Here is a 22948-nt window from a genome sequence, read left to right as displayed (position 1 = left end):
GGTCATTCTCCTCGTGGCAGAGCGAACGGGCGGAAAACCCTTGGTCCGTACAGTTCTTCGAGCAGGTCGTCGTACTCGCCCAGCAGGTCGGCGGCGTCAGGCCGGCGCGTCGGGAGTTCCTGCAGACATCCTCGGGCGAAGGCGATCTGCCGAAGTTCGTTGTGGCTCAAAAGTTCGATCATCAGCGTGTGTGCCATGTGGACGTCCGTCGCGGCCGTGACCGGTTCTCCAGCCAGGACTTCCGGCGGATAGGCGATGGTCTTGCTGGTCGCGAGGAGCCTCTGACCGGTCTCGACGGCGAACGACCAGCCGGCCAGCACGATGCCGTGCTGTTCCGGGTGCACCAGGACGTTCTCGGCGGTCACGGCCCCGTGCACCAGACCGATCTGGTGTGCACCGGCCAGTGCTTTGAGCAGCCTGCGGTGCATCCACGCGTAGTCGCGCCCGTCCAGGCCCCGCGGGAAGGCGTTCTTGACGTCCGCGAGCGTCACAAACCCGTCCAGCAGCGGGTCGAGCACCGTGAAGGCTCGTGATCCCTTGGCGACATCGCCCGAGGTGTCGAGCAGGCGTGGGTAGAAGGGCCTGAGCCACTGGTTACGGTCGGTGAAGCGTTCCAACTGGCGCAACGCCTGCCATTCGCCGTGCAGCAGCGGGTTCAGCGCCGGGTTGCGCACCACCTTCACGACGTACGGGCCGTCGGCCTCGTACAGGTTGGCGATGCTGCCGACCGCGAACGGCTCCCCGATGCGGTAGACGCCGGTCCTGGTCCTGAGTTCGACGCTCGTGCTGTGCGTCCACTCGTGGTGCAGCCGCGTCAGGTTCGCCGAGGCCGCGTGTGCCCGCGTGTTGGCCGGTCCGACCACGTCGGGGTGCAGCACCGAGGCCAGCGCGTGGTAGCGGCGCCTTGCCTCCTTGCGCTTGGCCGGGTCGGCGGTGCGCGGGCCGAACAACCCCTCTGGTGAGGTGGCGCGTTCGACCAGGCCCAGCGCCTCCGATGTGGTGAACATAGTTTGAGTCTTACAGACTCAAACCGGAAGCGCAACGGTGCCTTGGAAGAGGAGAGCGGTGACGAGCGAGGGCATGTGGCCCTCGCTCGTCACCCCGAACTGCTCACCGAGGTCTCGTCCGACCCGGTCTACCGTTCAGAAGCGCCATCCGCATGAAACGCCTCGAGCAGGTCGATCAGCTTGTCGGTGAGCAGAACTCCTAGCTCGGCCGGCACCTTGTTCGGATCAAAAGTCCCGTCAAGGAATTCTGGGATCGACGTCGATGCAATCAGATACGACCAATGCACTGCCGAGCTACTGCGCCCAACCCAGGTCGCCACATAGTCCTGAAAACCGGAGAGCGGCACCCCGCCGAAGGCCGAGTTGTAGCCCTCGACGAAGCCCACAGCCGATCCGTACCTGTCATCGAACAGATAGATTCGGCGCCGGTTCCGCAGGTGGAAGCACAGCTCAGGCAGATCCATCACTCGATCACTCCACCAGTGCGAAACTGAGGTATTCACCGTACAACCACTGGTCTCTGTATTCTTGGAACGGCATGCCCTTAGAGCCCGTGAATCCATCATAGGCGATGTCGTCCTTGATGACGACGTAGTGGTGATGCCAGGTTCCGTGAGGGTTGTGCTTCGAGGGCCCCAACCTCCCAGTGCCAGACGCGTCTGTGACGTGATAGATGTCGCCGCCGATCAACCCCTTGATCGTCTGTGCACATTCTTTGCAGTTGTTGTTGTCCGGCATCGGCCAGCCGTTGGAGCCGATCCGGCACTCGAAGCCGTCGTTGTGGACGAGTACAGGTGTCCCACCAGCCAGCACGTAGTACGTCGGCACGGTGTCGATAGCCAGGTTGAACGTCCGGAGCTGCGCCGTGTAGTCGCGCACCCACCCGACCACAACCCGGCCGTTGCCAGGCGTGTTGAGCTCGTCGCCGGCCTTCAGATCCGTCGCGTGAACCCAATCGCCTGCTGCAACGCTGTAGAACCTGTGGTGCGCCGTCGCGTTGATCGTCTCGACGCCTTCAGGAGTCAAGATGGTCAGGTCGACGTAGTCCTTGTCTTCGTCCGTGACATGAACGAAAAGGACCTCGTGCTGCTCGGTGTTGTCGCTCTCGGGATCGCTGTTGGCGACCTTGTCGCCGACCTCGATCTCGTCGATCCGCTTCGTCGACCCGTCCGCCATCAACACCAGCGTGTCGCCGGTGAAGCTGTTCGCTCCCGTGCATCCCGCAGTCCGGCTCTTGGTGGTGCTGGGCGAGCGCGGCCCCTTCGTGTCCATCGCCGCGTCGACCTGGGCCTCAGGCCCCTCGTTCATCGCCATCAGCAACCCGACGGCCATGGAAGCGACCGCACAGGGCGCGAACCTGTTGCACACGAACTGGAAGGCGACTTCGAGAATCGCCTTGCCCACCGGGTTCGGGTCCAACAGCCCCATCGCGTCGGCCGCGCTGCAGAAGTCACCATCCGCGGCACTCGCGCGCTGACAGGTCCGCTTCGCCCAGGCCTCGACACCTTCCAGGTAGTCGTTGTTGCCGAAGGTGCCGTAGACGACCCGGCTGTTGAGCTCCTTCAACGTGGGCACGCGGCGGCCGCCGATCATCGGCTGCTTGGTCGTGTCCTCGTTGCGACCTGTGCGGATCTGGTACGAGAGGTCGACTTCCTCCTGCGAGCGGCAGGAACCGGTCGGGTCGTACGAGCAGCCGACGCCGTGGTTGTCGCCGCTGCCCGCGTACTCGCAGCCGTCGCAGAAGAGACCGGTCGGGTCCGCGAACGTCGTGGGGTTGTTGTTCGCGTAGGTGTAGCCGGTCCACGTCTGCGGGGCGGTGAGGTCGAGCAGCGGGTCGACCGAGATGAAGCGGCCGGTCGACGCGTCGTACTTGCGAGCGCCGATGTCGGTCAGGCCCGTCACGGACGACACGGGTTTGTCGAGGAAGCCTCGGCCGTTGGGCCAGGGGCCGCCGGTGATCTCGCCCAGCACGTTGCCGTACGGGTCTGATGCTCGGCGGGTGACGTCGCGTGAGACCGAGTCGACGGTCAGCTGGCCGGTCTGGTGGAGGTCGGACACCTCGAACTTGAAGTTGCCGCCGGCGATGCGCATGCCGACCTTGGTGCCGTTGTGCGCGTAGTAGCGGGTGCCGGTGACGATGCCGGACTCGTGGTTGCGGACGAGGTCCTGGCCCGGCGCGAACAGCGTCGTCTTGTCCGGGTCGCGGCGGATCAGCTGGTTGCCGTCGGCGTCGTAGATGTACGACGTGGTGCCTTCCGGCGCGGTGACGGACTTCAGCCTGCTCGAGTAGTCCCAGTCGAGGGTTTGGACGCCGGTGGGCAGGGTGCGCGTCTTGGTGTTGCCCGAGGCGTCGTAGGTGTACGAGGTGCCGTCGGAGGTGCTCGTCAGCGAGTGCGGACGGGCGGCGCCCGCGGCCGGGTAGTCGTAGGTGGTGGTCTTGTCCGGCTGGCCCGCGGTCAGGCTGTGCGCGACCTGGGTCTTGCGCAGGCCGGTCGGCTCGAAGGTCCAGGAGTGCCAGTACGGCGACAGGGTTCCGAGGGTCAGTTTGGACGGGGCGGTGGCGCAGGCGTCGGTCGACGTCCTCGCCTCGGTGAGGCGTTGCAGCGTGTCGTAGGCGAAGCACTGCGAGCGGACGCCGCGGTCACCCTGGTTGTTGATCTGCTTGAGCAGGTTGCCCGCGTGGTCGTAGCTGTAGGTGGTCTGGTCGATCAGGGGTGACGGCCCGCCGGAGAGCTTCGTGAGCGCCAGGCGGCGGGTGTGGGCGTCGTAGTCGAAGGACAGATCGGTGGCCGCGTTGTTGGCGCCCAGCACGTACTTCAGCGGTTCACCGAACGGCGTGTAGGTGGACGCGGAGACGTACGCGTTGTAGCCCTCGGTCTTCTCCGGCAGTCCGTACTTGGTGTACGACGTGGCGATCGCGACTCCGGGAAGTCCGCCCTTCGCCGGCAGCGTCAAGGTTTTCGGCAGGCCGGTCGTCGTGTAGGCGGTCTTCGTCGTGTAGGTGCCGGCCAGGCCGTGTTCCGACGCCGGAACACGCAGGATCAGGTCGGTCACGTTGCCCGCGCCGTCGTAGGCGCTGGGGCCGGAGTCGAAGTTGCCGTTCGCGGTGTACCGGGTGTTGTAGAAGGGAAGGCCGACGCCGTTGGTGGCACCGTCGTAACGCCACTGCGCGAGCATCGCGCCGGTCTTCGAGTCGGCGCGCTCGACCGTCCTGCGGCCGAGTTCGTCGTACTCGTAGAACAACATCTGCCCGGCGGCGTTGCGGGTCGACTCGATCTGGCCGAGCGCGTCGTAGGTGGTGCTCACCGTGCCCGCGTCGGGATCGGTCTGGCTGACGACGCGGCCACGCAGGTCGTGGTTGAACGACCACTCGTTGCCGGCCGTGTCCTTGATCTGGTCCAGCAGGCCGTTGGCGGTGTACCGGCGCGTGGTCGCCTGGAACGCGCCGCCGGAGACGACGGACCCGTTGACCGCGGGTGCGGTCGTGTACTGACGGGTTTCCACGACCCGGCCGCGGGCGTCGTTGATCTGTTCGTTGATCACACCACCGGTCGGCGGGAACGTCGTGGTGCGATCGCCGCCGTAGACGGTCTTGGTCTGCTTGATCGCGGTGAGTCCCTTGTAGGACGTGGCCTGCACGGCGCGACCGGAACCGTCGAACTGAGTGACCGTGCGGTTGTCCACGGACGCTTCCGCGACGTCGACCAGCGTTGTGCCCGGGGCTCCCGCGACGAGGAAGCCGTTGTTGCTCGACACCGCCCAGCCGTGCGAGTCGTAGAACGTCTCGCTGATCACGCGGTTGGCCGACCCGTCGAGCGCTTCCGACTGCGTTTGACGCGACTGACCGAACGCGTCGAACAGGCTGACCGCGGTCACGTAGTTCTTGCTGGTGCCGTTGTCGACGAGCGCCTTCGACGTCACCGCGAGCGGCCCGTCGGCGCGCAGCACGTACTCGTACTTCACCGACGGATCGCTGATGCTCCTGGCCTGTCCCGGTTTCCACAACGCGGTCAGCCGGCCGAGTGCGTCGTAGGTCGCCTCCGTGACGCGGTTGCCCACGTCGGTGGTCTTGACGGTGGCGCTGCGCGACGGCTCGAACTCGACGGTGCTGGTCTGATTCTTCGCGTTGACGGAGACGATCTTCGACAGTCGTCCGCCGTCAGCCGGGGTGTAGCTGGTGAGGGTGGTGCGGTTGGACGCGTCGACGGTCTTGTTGGGCCGGCCCGACGAGTCGTAGGAGATGGTGCCGCTCGGCTGGAAGGTGAGCGAGCCGTCGGGCGCGCGCACCGCCTCGGCGGTGCTGGTCGGGTTGCCCACGCCGGGGATCGCGCCGAGCGTGGCCGAGCCGTCGAAGTAGGTGCGGACCAGCTTGGTGACCGGTGAAGGCGCCACGCCCTCCGCCGGACAGGCCTGCTGCGACTGGACGACCTCGTAGATCCGATCGCGGATGCCGAGCGCGAGGTTTTCCGCGAACCTGCTCGTCGTGCAGAGGTCCGGGAGGCCGTCGGCGGAGTCGGTCTTCGCGACCACACGGCCGAGGGCGTCGTGGCGGTTGACCGTCGAGGCCTTCTTCTCCCCGCCCCCGGCGAGATAGGTGACGGACGCGGTACCGGCGACCTCGACCACGTTGGCGGTCAACGGGTCCAGGCCCGGGCGAGCCCGGCTGGCCGTGGGCGAGCCGACCACCGTCTGGGTGGAGAAGCTCGACGACAGGCGCGTACCGCCGTCGCCGTCGAAGACCTCTTCCTCCCGAACGGTGCCGGCGAAGAGGTTGTTGTCCACAACGGACTGTCCGCGCGAGTCGGTGATGGTGCCGCCCATGCCGCGGTAGAACGTCGACCGGGTCAGGGTCTCCTTCTCCGGGCCGTCGCCGTCACCCTTGAGGACCTCGGTCTTCTCATAGCCGCGGAACTGGCCGTAGGTGCGGTGTTCGGGCTTGACGAGCTCGTTGTCGTCGAAGTGCCACGCGGGCGTGCCCAGGTAGCGGTACGTCGTGATCTGCTGCGGGGACACCGGCCGCGGCGGGTCGTCACCGACCTTGTTGCTGTCCTCGACGACGACCTTGCGCACCACGTACTTGTGGAAGAGGTCGAGCACGGGGTCGCTGTTGAGCGGCATCGTCCAGTACACCGGGTAGCAGAGCCGGTCGTTCTGGGCGAAGTTCGTCGGATAGCTGGACGAGGTGCAGTCCGGGTCGCTGTAGGTGACGTTGATCCGGCCGCCGGTGTCCGTGTTGACCTTCGTGAGACGCCAGTGGAAGTAAGCACCGGTCGAGTTGTAGCCCTCGACGCGGTTCGCGAGCGCCTGGCTCTCGAACGTGATCGGCGGCATGGCGATCGACGCGCCGTCCGGGTGGTACCCGGTGCGCTTGATCGAGTCGAGCCGCAGTTCCTTGTCCGCCAGCTCGGGATAGGTCTGCCCCAGCTCGAACACGTCCACCGGCTTCGTCGAGCCGCCGACCGTGTACTGGGTGGTGATCTTGCTCAGCCGCTGGGTGGAGAAGAACGACGGGGCGTGGTTCTCACACGTAGCACCTGGCTTGCAGATCTGGTCCTGGGGCAGGTCCGGCCAGTACTTGGCCTTGGACTCGTCGAGCTGCGCCAGGTCGCAGTTGTAGCCGTCGGCCGGGACGCACCGGGCAGCCGGGGTGAACACGATCTGGTTCGGTGCGGGCGTGGTGTAGATGGAGCCGCCGACCTTGCGCAGGCCGTAGTCGATGCGGCTCAGCGTGCCGCCACGGGTGTACTCAACGCCCGTGTTCTTGCCGTTGGCGCCGTAGAAGTTGGTTTCGGGCGTGTAGTAGTACGAGGTGACGTTGCCGTGCGGGTCCTCGACGAAGTCGAGCATCCAGCGCCAGCCGCGCTTGCACCACGAGTCGGCGAAAGTGGCGCGGTAGCAGCTGTCTCCGGCCTTCGGGTAGTAGACCGGCACGCCCCAGGCGGACTTGGTCTCCTCCTGGCCGTTGTAGCCGTCACCCCTGTTGCGGCCGAAGTAGTAGCTCACACCGTCGGTCGTGGTGACCTTCCAGTGCTCGCCCTCGGCAAGGCCGTTGGCGGCCCCCTGCACGAGTTCCACCTTGGCGCCGTGGTCACCCGAAGTGCGCCAGACACCGGTGTTGTCGTCGCGCACGAGCTGGTTGGACTGACCACCCAGGTTCATCGTGACGATCTGACCCTGCCAGCAGTTGTCCGCGGTCTGCTGGGCCTGCGGGAGCGTCTTGTCCTCGCTGCACGGCTTGTAGGAACGCTCGATGAAACCCGGGGTGTAGTCCCAGCCTTGACCGATCCACGACGCCTGACCGTTCGTCGCGGAAGTCCGTCCATCCACACTGGACGAGCTGTAGGCGAGCGAGAGCTTCGGGGCGACCTTGCCCGAGGCAGGGGCCGGGACGTCGACCGGGTAGGACCAGCTGAAGGAACCGGTGCCGGGAGAGACGGACCAGTTGCCGGACGGGCCGAGGGAGCTCGCCTTGAACGTGCCCTGCGGGCCGGACTGGTCCGCCACCGCCGCGAGCAGCACCGGTTCGGCGGGGATGTCGGCGGTGACCGTGCGCTTGGCGCGGTCGTTGTGCGACGGGATTCGTTCCTGCACCCGGCACTCCGGGCGTTCCGGAGTGGTCAGCGCGCAGGCGGGCATCGTGGCCAGGCCCAGGCGTGAACCGAAGGAACCGCCGATGGCCTTGTCGAACTCCCCGTAGGCGAGACCCACTGAGAGTGTGTCTCCGTCCTCGGCCTCGCCGGTCGGGCGGACTTCGAGGACCACACCGGAGACGCCGGCCTTGCGGCTCCGCTCCTGGTCGATCACCGTCGCCGCGACGACCTGCGGCTTCCCGGTCTTCTTCGCGACGGTGACCTGGGTCTTCGCGACCTGGCGGGGGCTGCTCGTGGCCAGCACGGTGCCACGGGCTCCCGACGGCCAGCGCGCGTCGCGCAGCTCGCCGTTCTCCGGCACCGGCGGCTCTTCTCGTTGTGCCACAGGAAGGTCGACGTGATCGAGGACGCGCGCGGAAGCGGTGCCCGTCTCCTGCGTCGACGACCTGGTCACGGTGATGGCCACGGCGGTCGAGGACAGGACGGCGAGCACCGCGAGAAGTGCGATCCTGGTTCGTCTGCGTCTGCGTCTCAGGCCCGAACCGGCCGATTCAGCACGCGCGAAATCTCCGTCTGACACGTACACCCCCCAGCGCACTGGTACCCCGCACGGAGCACCGCGACGGGGACTGTAAGCCAGCGACCGGCGGTTCGGGAAGATGCATTGCAGATGTTGTTCGCCGCGTCACCCGAGTGGCCAACATCCCTCTGGCCTTTGAGGACTCGGCAGAGTTATCGTGCGCCGCGGCCGCATCTCGCGGCCGGTCAGACCTGGGGGTTGTACAAGTGCGTCCAAGATCGATCTCTGCCAGACGGTCCAGAGCCAGGCTCGCCGTCGCCGTGCTGGCCGCGGCAGCGACGGCGTTGAGCCTCACCCAGCCCGCGATGGCGGCGCCCCGGCCCGAGCCCACCGCTCCGCAGCCCGCCGCCGCACCGCAAAGCGAGACGAACGCGGCGACCGAGGCGCAGCGAACCGGTCAGCCGGTGGAGATCTCCGAGAAGACAACCGAGAACTCCGTCGTGCGCGCCAACCCGGACGGCACGATGACCCTCAGCGTCCACAACCAGCCGGTGCGCGTGAAGCGCGACGGGAAGTGGATCGCCGCGGACAACTCGTTGGTGCAGCACGCGGATGGCAAGATCGCACCCAAGGCGTCCACTTCGGACCTGGCGTTCTCCGGCGGCGGCGACGGCCCGCTCGCGACGCTGAAGGACGGCGACAAGTCGGTCTCGCTCAACTGGGACAAGCCCCTGCCCAAACCCGTCATCGACGGTGACTCCGCCACCTACGCCGGCGTCCTTCCCGGCGTCGACCTCAAAGTCAAGGCGAACAACCTCGGCTACTCGCACGTCCTCGTCGTGCACAACGCCGAGGCCGCGGCCAACCCCGAACTGACCCGCATCAAGTACCGCCTCTCCGGCGACGGTGTTCAACTGTCCGAATCGGACGACCTGCTGAAAGCCAGCGACAGCAAGGGGAACGTCGCGTTCGGCGGGTCGTCGCCGATCATGTGGGACTCCTCCAAAGCCGGCAAGCCTGGCTCGGTGCAGGGCATCGACCCCTCCAACGGCAAGATCTCCAAGCTGGACATGACCGCCAAGCCCACCGGCGACGGCGCGACGGAGGTGGAGATCAAGCCCGCCCCCGGCGCACTGACCGGGCCGGACGTGCGGTACCCCGTCTACATCGACCCTCCGCTCTCGAAGAACCGGACGAACTGGATCACGGTCACGAGCGCCGGCTGGCAGACCTGGAACACCGGTGACTGGGCCAAGGTCGGCTACTGCGACAGGTACCGCGACAGCAGCTGCGGTAGCAGCAGCTTCAAGGCCCGGTCCTACTTCGACTTCCCCGTGAGCGAGCTCAACCACCGCTTCGGCTACGAGGCCACGATCTTCGACGCCGGCTTCTGGGTCACCCAGGCGCACACCGCGATGGGCTGCACCTCGGAGCCGACCGTCGCGATGATCGGTTCCGGCATCAACTCCGGCACGAGGTGGCCTGGCCCCGCCAGCACGACCGACATCGACACGAAGTGGTCCAACGTCGGCGACCAGTGCGGTGGTGCGCGCGAGGTGGAGTTCGAGGTCGAAGGTGTCGCCAGGGACGCCGCCAGGTGGGACTACCAGTGGCTCAACCTCGGTCTGCGCGCTCCCGGCAACGAGGACACGATGGACCACTGGAAGCGGTTCGGCAACAACCCCCGTCTCGACATCAAGTTCTCGTTCCGGCCGCAGAACCCCAAGCCGTACTCGGTCAGCAACTCCGTGATCTGCAACGGTTCGATCCGCACTCCGGACTCGAAGCCCACCGTCTCGTCGACGATGGAGGACAGCAACAACCCGGCGCTCAACCTCCACCTCTTCCACGAGATCATCAACGCGGACGGGACCACCGTCGCCAAGACCGGTGTGCCGCCGGAGATCTCGTCCGGCTCGGTCGGCAGCTTCACGAGCGACAACACGCTCATCGACGGCCTGTACAAGTACAAGTCGTACGGCCGGAACATCTACCCGGGCAACGCCGGGTACTACCTCTGGTCGGACGAGTCGCCGCACACCCACTTCTACGTGCGCGGCACACCGATCACCCAGGTCCCGACGATCAAGAGCGACGACTACGTCGGCGGCTACTGGTCGCGGCCGCAGAACCAGCCGGGCAAGTTCACCTTCAACGCCAACGGCGGCAAGTACATCTCCGGCTTCACCTACACCTTCGCCGGTGCCGGTACCGAGACCGTACCGTCCACAACGGACTGCGACTACAACAGGACGTTCGCCAACGGCGGCTGGGTGGGCACGACCGACGGTTCCGCGACCATCACCGTGCCGTCCACCCTCACGCCCGGCCGGCACACCCTGCACGTGCGCAGCTTCGACGAAGCCCACAAGCTGTCACCGGAGTCGCAGGCGTTCGAGTTCTACGTGTCCCCTTCGTTCGTCACGCCGGCTCCGACGGCGAAGTACGAGTTCGAGAACACCCCTGACGTGTACTCGCCGGAGTCGCAGGGGATGGAGTTCAGCTTCGTCCCGGACGCCGCGGCTTCCGGCGGCAAGTACCTGTCGATGCAGTCGACCACCGACGGCGCGTGGGTGACCTTCGAGTTCCGGGTGCCCGCCAACGGTGACTACGACATCACCGCCGGGCTGATGAACAGCACGACCGCGTGGCCGGACCAGCTCACCTTCGCCCTCGACGGCGCCCCGGTGAGCAAGCCGTTCGTCTCCAACTCCGCGACGCCCAGATACGACAAGCAGAAACTCGCGGGCGTCCAGCTGACCGAAGGATGGCACCGGCTCAAGGTGACCATGAACAAGAAACCCGGCTCGACCGCGACCACGTTCAAGACCGGGTTCGACTTCCTCGAGCTCTCGCCCACCGTCAAGCTCGACGCCGAGGTCATGCCGGTCGTCGCCACCGACAAACCGCTGGACCACATGCCCGACTGCTGCGGTCCCGCCTGGAACAGCAACGCGCAGCGCCGCTTCGACAACGACGAGCTCGGCAAGTCGTTCACCCTGGAGTTCAGCACCCCGATCGAAGCCGACTACGCCGTCGGCCTCGGCATGACCGCGGCGTTCCACTACGGCAACTTCAGCGTGAAGGTCGACGACAGGCCGATCGGCCGGACGGACACGACACCCGTCAACGGCTACGACCCCGCGGCCGCGGCGAAGTTCGTGCCGCTCAACGGTGTGCACCTCACCGCCGGCAAGCACAGGATCACGTTCACGGCGGTCGGGACCGATCCGGCCTCGACCCACGCCCGCTACCGGATCGGCCTCGACTACCTGACGTTCCTGCCCATCAACAACGTCACGACGGCCAGCTTCAGCGACGCCATGAACAACCGGGGCATCGGCAACGACGCCGGTCCGACCGCGGCGCTGGACTACGTCAACTCCGGTCTGTCCACCGAGGCCATGGCCGCCGCCGGGCTCGCCCCCGGATCGGTCCTGTCCGTCAACGGCGCCACGTTCACGATGCCCGCGCGCAACCCGGCCACCGGCAACGACAACGTCGTGGCGATCGGCCAGACCATCCCCTTCCCCGCCACCCAGCAGGTGAAGGCGAACTCGGTGGGGTTGCTGGTGCTCAGCACGGCCGGTGAGACCGCGGCGCGCAACGCCACGATCACCTACACCGACGGCACCACCTCGGATCCGACGATGCCGAAGGTCGGTGACTGGACCGCCGCGCCCCTGCAGACGGACGAGATCGTGCTGCCGTACTGGAAGGTCCTCAGCACCGTCGACCGCACCCGCCGGCCCGTCATCCGGCCGGTGTTCCTGCCCACCGACCCGAACAAGACGCTGAAGTCGATCACCCTGCCGAACTCCGGTGCGGCACTGGCACCCGGCGTCATCTCGACCGCGCTGCACGTCCTGGCGATGGCGCCCAGGCCGGTGGACGCCGGCTGGGTCGGCACCTGGGCGGCACCGGCCGATGGAGCGGTCGTGCCACCGGACGGTTACTGGTTCACCGACCGGACACTGCGGACGGTGCTGAAGCCGACCGTGCGGGGTGCGCAGGTGCGGGTCAAGTTCTCCAACGTGGGCAACGACTCCCCGCTGCAGATCGGCGCGGCCTCGGTGGCGGCGCAGTCCGGCACGGAGGCGGCGACCACCGCGGCGCCGACCGCGCTGAAGTTCTCCGGCAGCGCCTCGGTCACCCTGAACGCGGGCGCGGAAATCTACAGCGACCCGATCGCGATGCCGGGCGGCAACGGCAACCTGGTGGTCAGCACCTACATCCCCACCGGCACCACGCTCGCGCCGGTGCACGGGGGTGCCTCGGCGCCGACCTTCCTGGCCTGGAACAACAACGTCGCCGACACGACCGGTACGCCGTTCACGGCGACGCTGACCGGGAGCTACTTCGTCTCCGCGGTGGACGTGTCCACCACGGACGCCGGCTCCGGCACCGTGGTGGTGCTGGGCGACTCGCTGTCCGCGACCGCACCTCCCGGCTCGGCCCAGCGCGACACCTGGGTCGACCACCTCCCCGGCAAGCTGGGCTCCGTCGGGCAGGTGCTGCCCGGCGGCCTGGTCAACGCGAGCCGAGCGGGTGTGCCGGACGTCGGCAGGTGGAAGCTGGACGACGGCAGCGGCACCGTGGCACGCGACTCCGCGGGGACCGCTCCCGCCACGGCGACCGGCAACGTCGCGTTCTCACCGGACCACAACGGCAGTGTGCTGCTCAGCGGCAGTGGCGCGGCGCTGGCCACCAGCGGCAAGGTCGTCGACACCACGAGGAACTTCAGCGTGTCCGCCTGGGTCAAGACCCGGTCGCTGACCACCGCGCAGACCGCGGTGAGCCAGGAAGGCGCCAACGCCGACGGGTTCGCCCTGCACTACTCGCCGACGAAGCGACGCTGGATCTTCACGTTGCGCGGCTCGGACAGCACGACGAGTCCGTGGGTGCGGGACATGCCCTCGTGGGACGAGGCGACGACGGACTGGACGCATCTCACCGGCACCTTCGACGCGGAGACGCGCACGGCCAAGTTGTACGTCAACGGCAAGCTGCAGGGCGCGATCTACGACGTGATCCCCTTCGCCGCCAACGGGAAGTTCGTGATCGGCCGGTCGCTGTCCGGCGCGTCCAACCACGTGAACTGGTTCAACGGCAACGTCTCCGACGTGCGGGCGCACCAGCGGGTGCTGACGGTCAACGACGCTCTCCTGAGCTACCAGCAGCCCGACTTCGCACCGTTCCCCAACACCGGTGTGCTGCTCGGACCCGACTACAAGACCGAGATCGAGCGGTCCGTGCTCAGCGCGGCCAACGCCCGGACGGCACTCGTCGCACTGGGCAGCGCGGAAATCCTCCGAGGCGTGCCCGCCGACCAGGTCCGCGCCTCGCTCACGGACCTGATCAACACCCGCACCGGCCTGAAGAAACAGCTCAGGCAGGACGGCACGGCGCTGCACGTGGTGCTCACGACGATCCCGCCGCTCGGCCTCGCGGTCGGCGACCAGCGGGAAGTGCAGCGGCAACAGCTCAACGCGGACATGCTGACGAACTACCGGAACTACGACGCGGACCACATCGTCGACTTCGACGCGGCGGTGCGCGACCCCGGTGACGCGAGCAAGGTGGCGGCGCAGTACCTCACGAACGGGGTGCCCAACGACGCCTACCACGGACGGCTGGCCGAGTACCTGGCCGAGGCGGTGAACGACTTCCCTCCGAGGGCAGAACTCTGACCTGGTAAGAGGAACGGGCGGGCAGCTGAGGCTGTCCGCCCGTTTTCGTGAGGTGCCTCATGGTGTTCCCCTTCCCAGACGCCGGGTACCCCCTCTCGATAAGGGAGGAGGCACAGTGCTTTTCGTCGTCATGGGCTGCTCAGTGGCCTTCGCACTACTCGCGGTGGAGGTGATCCACCGGCTGGTCCGCCGCTTCACCCTCAGCGGCCGGATGTACCGGCCCGGTCAGGTGTTCGGCGCGTTGCTGGCCGCTCAGATAAGCCTGAGCGCGTACCCGGTCGACGCCCCGGTCACGTTGCACGTGCTGGGAATCGCGTTGATCCTGGCTGGAGCGTGGCTGCTGGCCGCGCTGATCAGCACCCTTGTGGACGTTTCGCTGTCGCGGATTCGCACTGACGTCACGGACAACCGGCACGCGCGGCGGGTGCACACGCAGGTCACGCTGGTGCGGCGGTTGGTTCTGGTGGTCATCGGTGTGCTGGCGATCGGCGCGATCCTGATGACTTTTCCCGGGGCTCGGGCAGTGGGGTCCACCGTGCTGGCCTCTGCCGCGGTCATCGGTGCGGTGGCGGCGTTCTCCGCGCAGTCGTTGCTGGGCAACCTGATCTCGGGGCTGCAGATCGCGTTCAGCGACGCGGTGCGCCTCGACGACGTCGTGGTGGTCGAAGGCGAGTGGGGGCGGGTCGAGGACGTCACGCTGACGTACGTGGTGCTGCACCTGTGGGACGACCGGCGAATGGTGCTGCCGACCTCGTACTTCCTCAAGACGCCGTTCGAGAACTGGACGCGCACGCAGTCGGCGCTGCTCGGGACCGTGGAGCTCGATCTCGACTGGACGGTGCCCGTCGAGGCGATGCGGCAGGAGATGCGGTCCATGCTGGAAGGCAGCGACCTGTGGGACGGACGGGTGTCGGTTCTGCAGGTCACGCAGGCCACGCAGGGGTTCGTGCGGTTGCGTGCGCTGGTGAGCGCCGCTGATGCCGGAAAGCTCTGGGACCTGCGGTGCCTGACGCGCGAGCACCTGGTCGACTGGGTGCAGCGCTACCACGGTGGCGCCTTGCCGCAGGTCAGGACGAAGACCGTGACCGGGGTCAAGAAGGCTCAGCCCGCCGGTGACCAGCACACGGACGCTCGGGTGTTCGGCGAGAGCCTCGACGGGGCGCTGCGGGAGCAAGCGTTTGCGGGCCCCAAGGGGTAGACCGGCCGGAAAAAAGGATGCAACCGCCGGCGGAGCCCGTCCCGTCCTCTCCACATGAGAAGACCGCTCGCCGTCGCGTTCTGCGCGCTGGCTCTCGGCAGTTGTGGTACGAACGGGTCTCCAGCCGTGCCCTTGGCGGAGGTGCCGATCGTGTCCTCAGCAAAACCGGACAAGCTCCGGGTCGAGCAGGCGAAGCGCGACGGCCACCTCACAGTGCCACTGATGATCTCCGTGCAGCCGGGACGCGACGAGGAGGTCGAGCAGGCACTGGAGAAGCTGGGCGCGACCGTCGAGTCGCGGGATCCCAGAATCGGCTACCTGCGCGCCGAGATGCCGGTCGACAAGGTGGAAGACGCGCATCTGATCAAGGGCGTGTCCAAGGTGGACTTGGACGAGCCGCTCGGCAACAAGCTGCCCGAACCGTAGAAAGCCCCAGAATCTCGTGGATTCTGGGGCTTTCCGCGTACTACCGAGCTGTTAGCTGACCGACTGGACGATCACGGCGCCGCCACCGACGACGGTGTTGTCCGCCGTGCGCACCTCGAGCTCACCGCGCAGCACGCGGCCGGCTGCGGGCTGGCCCAGCGGCGTGATGACGCCCGTGGCGTTCCACGACGCACCGGCGGCGCGGTCGGCGTTGCTGTCCGTGACGGACAGCGTGCCGAGACCGGCCGAGGTGAAGACGTCGAAGTAGTCGAACGCCGTGGTGCCCGCGGGCACCGCGTAGCCGTCCACCAGGGCGACCCAGTTGCCGGCGGCCGGGTTGGTGATGGTCACCGACTCCTCGGAGTCCGCGTCCGCCGACTGACCGGCGAGCACGCAGCTGCCCGACGTGCAGTTGTAGACGGACAGGTCGAGGTCAGCGCCCTGGTCGGCGGGGTTGCCGATCGTGACGGTGAGCTTCGACGCGCCGGCCGTGACGGCGATCGGGTACTGCTGGGACTCCAGGTTCGCGATCGTCGGACGTGCCGTCTTGGCACTGCCGACAGCGCCCGCCGCGAGCCGGCCGTTGAAGCTGGCCTGCGTGTTCGTGACGGTGTAGGAGCGCTCGATCGGGGTGCCCACCGTGCCGGACGCGATGGTGTCCGGGTTCGGGCTGATCGTCGTGCCGAGCACGGACGCGGTCACCGAGTACGGCGCCACGTCGGCGTCGGAGGTGCGACGCGCCTCGATCACGATCTCCCACACGCCGGCCATCGGGCTGGCCACCGTGCGGCTGGTCGGCGTGCCACCGGCACAACCGGCGCCCGCGTCCGGGTTGTAGCAGTTGGTCGAGCTGGTGACGTCGAGCGGCACACCCTGCGGGGTGAAGCGCAGGAAGCGGACCTGGCCCTTGCCCGCCTCGGCGCCACCGGCGTTCATGTCGACCTTCAGCGCGGTCGTGCCCTTGGGCACGTTCACGAAGAGGCTGGTCGACTGGTTGCGCGCGATCGTGCCGGACTTGGTGACCGAGAACTTGTTGGCGGCGTTGAAGTTCTCCGCCGCGAACACGGTGTTCAGGGTCTGCGCGTCGACGCCGGGGGTCTCCGGGTTGTCGAGCTGCAGGACGGCGCTGTGCACACCCGCGGTCTTGGCCTTGACCTTGACGGCGAACTGGACCGGCTTGTTCAGCGGCAGGTCGACCTTCTTCGGCGCCGTGAACGTGCCGTCGTTGCCCTTCCAGGAAACGTTGTACGTCTCGTCGTCGTGACCCGTGGTGCGCGTCAGCGTGTAGGTGCGGGTGTACTCCTGGCCCGCGGTCACGCCTTCACGGTCGTGGATGCCGACACCGACGTTCGGGGTGGCCAGCAGTCCGCTGAGGACGGTGTTGACCGCGACGGACGTGGTGACCTGGTCCGGCACGGAGTGCTTGTCCAGCAGCGTCCACGCGGCGTTGGTGTTGAACAGACCCGCGCCCTGCTCGTAGGCACCGAGGGTGCTCACGAAGTTCGCGCTGCGCTGGATCGCGTAGCGCAGCTCGGCGCTGGTGGGCCGCTGGCCGTCGTGCGTGGCCTTGAACGCGCTCACGAGCAGCGCGGCGGCACCGGTCGCCTGCGGGGCGGCCATCGAGGTGCCGTTGAACTGCGAGTAGCCGGGCGGGAGGGCGTAGGTGCCCGCCACCGGGCCGCCGGCCTGCCAGCGCGGCGTGGTGGAGATCGCCGAGCCGGGCGCGACGATGTTCGGCTTGAAGCCGCCGTCCTCACGCGGGCCGCGCGACGAGAAGCCGTGCAGGCTCTGCTTCTGCGCGGTCTTCGAGCCGTAGTTGGAGAGCCAGGTCTCCTTGGTGATGTAGGAGCCGACGCTCACCGCGTCCGTGGCGACCGACGGGTCACCGACGGTGTTGGCGCCCGCGCCCGAGTTGCCCGCCGAGATGAACAGCTGGACGTTGTACTCGTTGATCGTGCGGTTGTAGAGCTCCGCACGGGCGTTGTTGCCGTCGTTGAGGGCCGGGAGGCCACCGATGGAGATGTTCACGACGTCGGCGCCGTTGCGCGCGGCGTAGAGGACACCGTCGATGAGACCGGAGCTCGTGCAGGACGGCGTGGTGAGGCAGGCCTTGATGGCCATCAGCTTCGCACCGGGCGCCGCACCGGCCATCTTGCCGTCGAACATCTTGTACGCCGAGGTGATGCCGGCGACGTGAGTTCCGTGCGCGGCCGAGATGCCCAGGTTGACGAACGGCGTGCCCGCGTTGTCGTAGATCGAGCGGTCGGTCTGCACGACGAACGCGATGCGGTCGACGACGGCGGTCGCGGGGTTGTCGGTACCGAAGTAACCGACGTCCTGCTTGACCTTGTAGTCGATCATGCGCTTGTTGTTGGTGAAGTTGCCGTCACCGTCGGTGTCGACGAAGACTTCCTTCGTCGTGATGTCCTGGATGACACCGAAGGCGTCCGCGCGGTCGCCGTCGCGGTTGATGTCACCGCCGGTCTCGCTGTTGGCGAGGTTCAGGTCGCCCGCGGTCTCGCTGAAGAGGCCGAACGAGTAGGGGCCACCGGTCGCCGGCGCGGTCCACTCGCGGCCGCCCTCGGTGAACTTGCCGACGCGACCGGTCTTGGTCATGGTGACCCAGGTGCCGTCGCCGGAGTTCGTGGCGTTCGCGTTGTACCAGTCGATGATCTTGCGCTCACCGGTGCTGGTCGTCTGCAGGGCGGGCGTGTCCAGGTCGATGCCCGAGTCGATCACGGCGATCGTGGTGCCGCGGCCGTCCCACTTCGGGTGCGCGAGAGCGAACTGCGCCGCCTGCGTGTCCTGCGTCGGCATGTACGGGTTGACGCGCGGGGTCTTCGAGTCCGGCGCCTTCTGCGGAGCGGGCTGCTCCATGCCCTCGGGACGCGGGTTGTCGAGGGCGACGAGGCCGTCGACGTCCACGGTGCTGACCGAGGCCAGCTTGGCGGCCTTGGCCGCGTTCTCCCGCGGGATGGTCACCTTGACGTAGTCGACGTCCTTCTCGGTCTTCTGGACCGTGGCGCCGAGCGCCTTGAGGTCGTTGACCGCGGCGTCGGTCTTGCCGTCCTCGGCGGCGACCAGCAGGTCGACGGTCGGCTTGCCTTCGCGAGCCGCCTGGTCGACGAGCGCCCGGTCCTGCTTGTCCAGCTGCTTGTCAGCGGCCGGCTGCTGCTGCGGTGCGTTCTGCGCGATGGCAGGGGTGGCGGCGAAGCCGAACCCGGTAGTGCCCAACACCGCGGTCAGCAAGACCGTTCCGGTGCGGCGTCTCCAGTTCTTCACGGCGCATGTGCCCTTCGTGGGGTAAAGAGTGCTCCGAAGCACATCTCTTCGCCTCGCGAGGGGCAATCGTCGGATCGGACCAATTCACAGATCCACATTGGACTGTTCAGCGGCTTGAAAGGGCGCGCTTTTAGTGCTGCGCGTTTCTCTTTCACCGTGGAACGAGCAACCGTCCTCCAGTCAAGAGCTGATGGAGGGGAATGTCAAGGCACTGTCAACGGTGAACGGCGTTGGCGTGTAACAGGATCCCGGCATCAGGCGATGGACTGATCGCTATTTCCGCCCATTAGCTCACGCAATCTCGCCCGCAGGCGGCCCACGATCCCCTGCGGGGTGGCGAGCACTTTCGGCTGCGCTCCACACGCCGAACAGCGGGCGCGATGTGCGTCGAGGGCGCGCTGGAGTTCCGTCACGTGCTTCGCGGTCCGTTCGGGCACCGAGTCCTTCTTGACCGAGAGCAGGCTCAGCTCCGTCAGCGCGTGCCGGCCCCGGCGGAGTCGTGCCGTGGGCGCGATGGTGTGGAAGAAGACCAGGTTCCTCTTGCGCGCGGGTTCGATCACCTCGACGTCACACCACTCGACGGTGACCTGCCGGTCGAGCCCGTTCGACGTGATGCCCTCGCTCGTGACCTTGGTGCCCATCTTGAAGGTCCGCCACGCCACCGTGCCGCCCATGAGGAACCACAGGCCGCCGAAGACGTAGCCGTACCAGGGGCCGCCCGTGGCCGCGAGCGGACCGACCGCGGCCACGGCGGCGCCGAGGCCGAACAGGACCCATCTCCACCTGGTGTGCATGTCTCCATCCTGTTTACCCGATTGCCGGGCTTAGCATCGTTCGGTGCGAAACCAGGACGGCGGGATGCCGGTGCGGGCGGAATACCGCGGTTTACCCGCCGTGCCTGCGGATCAGGTGGTCACGGGACTGATTCCGCACGAGCCACCCAACTTTCAAACGCCGGCGACGCTTCAGTTGTTGAGCGAGCCCGTGTGCGTTGTCACGGGGCAGCGTGGGGTGGGCAAGACGCAGCTGGCCGCGGCTTACGCCCGGCAGCGGGTGTCGGACGGGTGGCTGGTGTCCTGGATCGGGGCGGAGACTCCCGGCCAGATCCAGGCCGGGCTGGTGGAGCTGGCCGACCGGCTGGGGTTGTACCGGCCGGAGGACGACGTCGAGGTCACGGCTGCGCGGGTGCGCAACCACCTGCAGACGCGGTCCGGGAACGCCCTGCTCGTGTTCGACAACGTGGTGTCACTGGACGCGATCCGGCCGCACCTGCCGTCCGTCGGACGCTGCCAGGTGGTGATCACCAGCACCAGGCGCGGGTCGCAGATCGGTAACGAGGTGCCGGTGGACGTCCTGACGTCGGAGGACGCGTCGCGATTCCTGCGCGAGGCCACCGGGCTCGACGCAGACGCTGCCGAACTCGCCGCCGAGCTCGGGTACCTGCCGCTGGCGCTCGCGCAGGCAGCGGCGCGGATCAGGGCCGCGCGATGGGACTTCGCGAAGTACCTGGAGAACTTCCGGGAGTTCCCGGCGGAGAAGTACCTCGTCCGGCGCGACGGTGACCCGTACCCACTCGGTGCCGCGACCGCGATCCTGATGGCGCTGGAACCGTTCCAGGACAGCCAGCTCGTGCAGGTGCTATCGGTGCTGTCGCCGGACGGCGTGTCGAGACAGGTGCTGGGCGAGTCCGCCGACGACGAGCTGGTACAGCTGCACGAGGCGTCGCTGGTGGAGTTCGCCGGAGACTCGTCCGTGCTCATGCACCGGCTGGTGCAACGGGTGGTCCGTGATCTGGGGAGAGGCGTGGGCCTCGCCGCGACTCTGCTCCTCAACCGGACCGGGCTCGTCGACGAAGCCTGGAAGAACCGCCACTTCGGCCACGAGCTCGCGCGGCAGATCGAAGCGTTGTGGACGAACACCGATCAGGCCGCACCCGCGCACGTGGTCAAGCCGGTGATCCTCCTGCGGCTGTGGGAAGCGGGCTTTCTGGGGAGGATCGCGGACCTCTCCCGCGCCGATGCGCTCGCGAAGGAGGTGTACGCGGACAGCGTCGCGCGACTCGGAGATGATCAGGAGTTCCTCCTGCAGGCCCGCCGCGTCGCCTCGGTCAGCACGACCCAGCCGGAAGACTTCCTGGCTCAGCTGCGGATCGACCTCGTCACACGACACGAGAAGCTCGGTGCGAAACACCCGGCCACGCTGTCTGCGGCGAATTTCCTCAGCCAGTACTGCATGAAGACCGGGCGGGCGGACGAAGCTGTCGCCGTGCTCGAACGTGCTTTGGAACCGTGGCAGGGACAGCCGTTCGACACCAATGACCTGCTCACGGCGATGGACAACCTCGGGTTCGCGTACACGCTCGCAGGACGACCGGAAAAGGCGGTCGTGGCGCTTGAACAATCTCTTGCCGCGCGGGCAGGAACGCTCGAAACGCTGTCCGTGCTCAGCGACGCGTACGGGGCGCTGGGTCGTTTCGACGACGCTCGAAAGGTGTGCGAGCAGGTGTGGGACGGGCATCGGCGCACCATCGGCCCTGACCACCCGCTCACCCTGTTCACCGGCTGCAAGCTTGGGGCTGCCCTCGCCTGCTGCGGGGAAAACGATCAGGCGCGAAGCCTGTTGCTGGACGTGGAGGCCATCGGCACGGAGGTGCTCGGGCCGGATCACCCGGTCGTGACCACAGCTCGCTCGATGCTCCAGAGCATTCAGCAGGACTGACGGCCGGTCAGGCGCTACCTTGCGCCCATGGACCTGAAGCCGGTCGCCGACGAGCTCTACGGCCTGCCTCCGAAGGACTTCACCGCGGCCCGCAACGCCGCGGCCAAGCAGGCCGGGGACAAGGACCTGGCCAAGGCCATCCAGGAGCTCCGCAAGCCCACCGTGGGCGCCTGGGCGGTCAACAAGCTCGTCCGGGACGCCCCTGAGGGCCTGGAGGAGGCGCTGGGCCTCTCCACGGCGCAGCTGACCATGCGCGAGCTGGGCCGCAAGCGCAAAGAGCTCATGGAGACGCTGGTCTACCGCACGCTGGAGCTGACCGGGCCGCTCGCGGACGACGCCGTCACGCAGGTGCGCAACACGCTGACGGCCGCGATGGCCGACCCCGAGTCCGCCGAGCAGGTGCGCGCCGGGCACCTGACCAAGCCGCTGGAGTACTCCGGGTTCGGGTTCGCGCTCCCCACGCCCGAGCCGGCTCAGGACGGCGAGGACGCGCTGGCCCGCAAGCGGCGGGAGCGGCAGGAACGCAAGCGGGCCGAGGCCCAGCAGGCGCTGGACGAGGCCGAGCAGGCCCTCGGCGAGGCTCAGGCCGACCAGCTGGCGGCGCAGCGCGCGTTCGACCGGGCGGCGGAGCGGCTCGAGGACGCGAAGCGGGTCACGGGCGCCGCGGAGAAGGCCCGCAAGGCCGCCGAACGCAAGCTCAACGACCTGAGCTAGAGCGGTCGAGCGGTCCCCACTCGTCGGAGTGCTGGGAGTCGACCAGCGCCGAGCACTCCTCCAGTGCGCTGTCCGCCACCCAGGCGAGCGGCTCCTGGCAGCGGACCAGAGGTTCGTTGTCCGGGCCGCGGCCCACCTCGGTGCCCCGCAGCACCCACGCGCGGACGTCGGATCCGCGCAGGTCGCGCAGGTGGCGGTAGTCGAAGAGGCGGCGGGCCACCCACAGCTCGCGGGAGCGGTCGTCCCACCACGGTTCGACCCGCAACGGGCTCGCGGACAGGCCTGGGAGCTCCACGCCGGTCAGCGAGTCGCGCGACGTCGAGGCGGCGTCGGCTTCCGGGCCCTTGGACCAGCGCAGGTAGACGTCCTCGCCGATGTAGTCGGTGAGCTCGGCGAGGCTCGTGATCGTGGGAAGCCGTGCTGTCACGCCCCGTCACGTACCCGGCCGAAACTGAAGAAAACCTGAAGGCCAGCTGAAGGAATTGAGCCTGGTCACAGTCAAAGGCGACCGGAACACAACGGTCCGGTTGTACGTTCAACAATGTGGTTGGCCGCTGGCGCTCGAGCTGCTCGCCAGGGCGATCCGGCACCCCCAGGCTGGAAAAGCCCTTCCGCAGGCGTCGCGTGCTCGCGCCGCGGTCAACCCGCCGTCGACCGGCACTCCGGTAACCCCCCTCACCGGTAGTGACGGTCGACGGCACCCAGAAGTGCGGTGATCGCCGACCTCACCGGAAACAACCGGTGATGGCGGGGTGTACGTGGGGGGCGGCGTCGGCGTCGTCGTCGGAGGCTGCGTCCACGAC

Annotated in this window: 11 protein-coding genes; 5 read left to right on the top strand and 6 right to left on the bottom strand. The window is 67.7% G+C overall.

Translation table 11 applies throughout. The features are described from left to right. Positions 1-2: 2 nt before the first annotated feature. The 3 genes from AB0M48_RS42055 to AB0M48_RS42045 all read right to left on the bottom strand — a co-directional run bounded on the left by AB0M48_RS42055 (position 3) and on the right by AB0M48_RS42045 (position 8090). The gene (locus AB0M48_RS42055; protein WP_363853854.1) at positions 3-1007 is read right to left on the bottom strand and encodes an adenylate cyclase; all 1005 of its coding nucleotides are present in this window, start codon (positions 1005-1007) and stop codon (positions 3-5) included. A gap of 128 nt (positions 1008-1135) precedes the next feature. After that, entirely contained in the window at positions 1136-1471 is a 336-nt protein-coding gene (locus AB0M48_RS42050) for a hypothetical protein (protein ID WP_363853851.1), read from the bottom strand. Between the two features lie 7 nt (positions 1472-1478). After that, complete coding sequence (locus AB0M48_RS42045; RefSeq protein ID WP_363853848.1) at positions 1479-8090, bottom strand: RHS repeat-associated core domain-containing protein; 6612 nt, start codon at positions 8088-8090, stop codon at positions 1479-1481. A gap of 293 nt (positions 8091-8383) precedes the next feature. On the opposite strand from AB0M48_RS42045, the gene AB0M48_RS42040 reads away from it, so the two are divergent. From AB0M48_RS42040 to AB0M48_RS42030, 3 genes are all read left to right on the top strand, one after another. Then, entirely contained in the window at positions 8384-13807 is a 5424-nt protein-coding gene (locus tag AB0M48_RS42040) for a LamG-like jellyroll fold domain-containing protein (RefSeq protein ID WP_363853845.1), read from the top strand. A gap of 115 nt (positions 13808-13922) precedes the next feature. Continuing rightward, complete coding sequence (locus AB0M48_RS42035; RefSeq protein ID WP_363853843.1) at positions 13923-15005, top strand: mechanosensitive ion channel domain-containing protein; 1083 nt, start codon at positions 13923-13925, stop codon at positions 15003-15005. 150 nt (positions 15006-15155) lie between these two features. Then, positions 15156-15431: a hypothetical protein gene (locus AB0M48_RS42030; protein WP_363853840.1), complete on the top strand. Its 276-nt coding sequence runs from the start codon at positions 15156-15158 to the stop codon at positions 15429-15431. A 51-nt stretch (positions 15432-15482) separates the two neighbouring features. Here AB0M48_RS42030 and AB0M48_RS42025 read toward each other — a convergent pair whose 3' ends face one another. Further along, on the bottom strand, positions 15483-18713 hold the full coding sequence (locus AB0M48_RS42025; protein WP_363853838.1) for a S8 family serine peptidase: 3231 nt from the start codon (positions 18711-18713) through the stop codon (positions 15483-15485). Between the two features lie 254 nt (positions 18714-18967). Continuing rightward, the gene (locus tag AB0M48_RS42020) at positions 18968-19507 is read right to left on the bottom strand and encodes a hypothetical protein (RefSeq protein WP_363853835.1); all 540 of its coding nucleotides are present in this window, start codon (positions 19505-19507) and stop codon (positions 18968-18970) included. Positions 19508-19724: 217 nt separating this feature from the next. Between AB0M48_RS42020 and AB0M48_RS42015 the strand changes: the two genes are divergently transcribed. After that, positions 19725-21431, top strand: a complete 1707-nt coding sequence (locus AB0M48_RS42015) for a tetratricopeptide repeat protein (protein ID WP_363853832.1) — start codon at positions 19725-19727, stop codon at positions 21429-21431. 27 nt (positions 21432-21458) lie between these two features. Then, the gene (locus tag AB0M48_RS42010; protein ID WP_363853829.1) at positions 21459-22145 is read left to right on the top strand and encodes a hypothetical protein; all 687 of its coding nucleotides are present in this window, start codon (positions 21459-21461) and stop codon (positions 22143-22145) included. Here AB0M48_RS42010 and AB0M48_RS42005 read toward each other — a convergent pair. Next, a complete protein-coding gene (locus AB0M48_RS42005; RefSeq protein WP_363853826.1) occupies positions 22129-22572 on the bottom strand; it encodes a DUF6098 family protein in 444 nt (147 codons plus the stop codon). The genes AB0M48_RS42010 and AB0M48_RS42005 overlap by 17 nt on opposite strands. Between the last annotated feature and the right edge of the window lie 376 nt (positions 22573-22948).

Source organism: Lentzea sp. NPDC051208 (assembly GCF_040682435.1).
GTDB classification, from domain to species: domain Bacteria; phylum Actinomycetota; class Actinomycetes; order Mycobacteriales; family Pseudonocardiaceae; genus Lentzea; species Lentzea kristufekii.
This window is presented reverse-complemented; position numbering and strand designations above follow the sequence as displayed.

Bases quoted from the DNA above. Each gene is read 5' to 3' on its own strand.
- AB0M48_RS42020 (WP_363853835.1), bottom strand. From the start codon at position 19,507: ATGCACACCAGGTGGAGATGGGTCCTGTTCGGCCTCGGCGCCGCCGTG.
- AB0M48_RS42050 (WP_363853851.1), bottom strand. From the start codon at position 1,471: ATGGATCTGCCTGAGCTGTGCTTCCACCTGCGGAACCGGCGCCGAATC.
- AB0M48_RS42055 (WP_363853854.1), bottom strand. From the start codon at position 1,007: ATGTTCACCACATCGGAGGCGCTGGGCCTGGTCGAACGCGCCACCTCA.
- AB0M48_RS42010 (WP_363853829.1), top strand. From the start codon at position 21,459: ATGGACCTGAAGCCGGTCGCCGACGAGCTCTACGGCCTGCCTCCGAAG.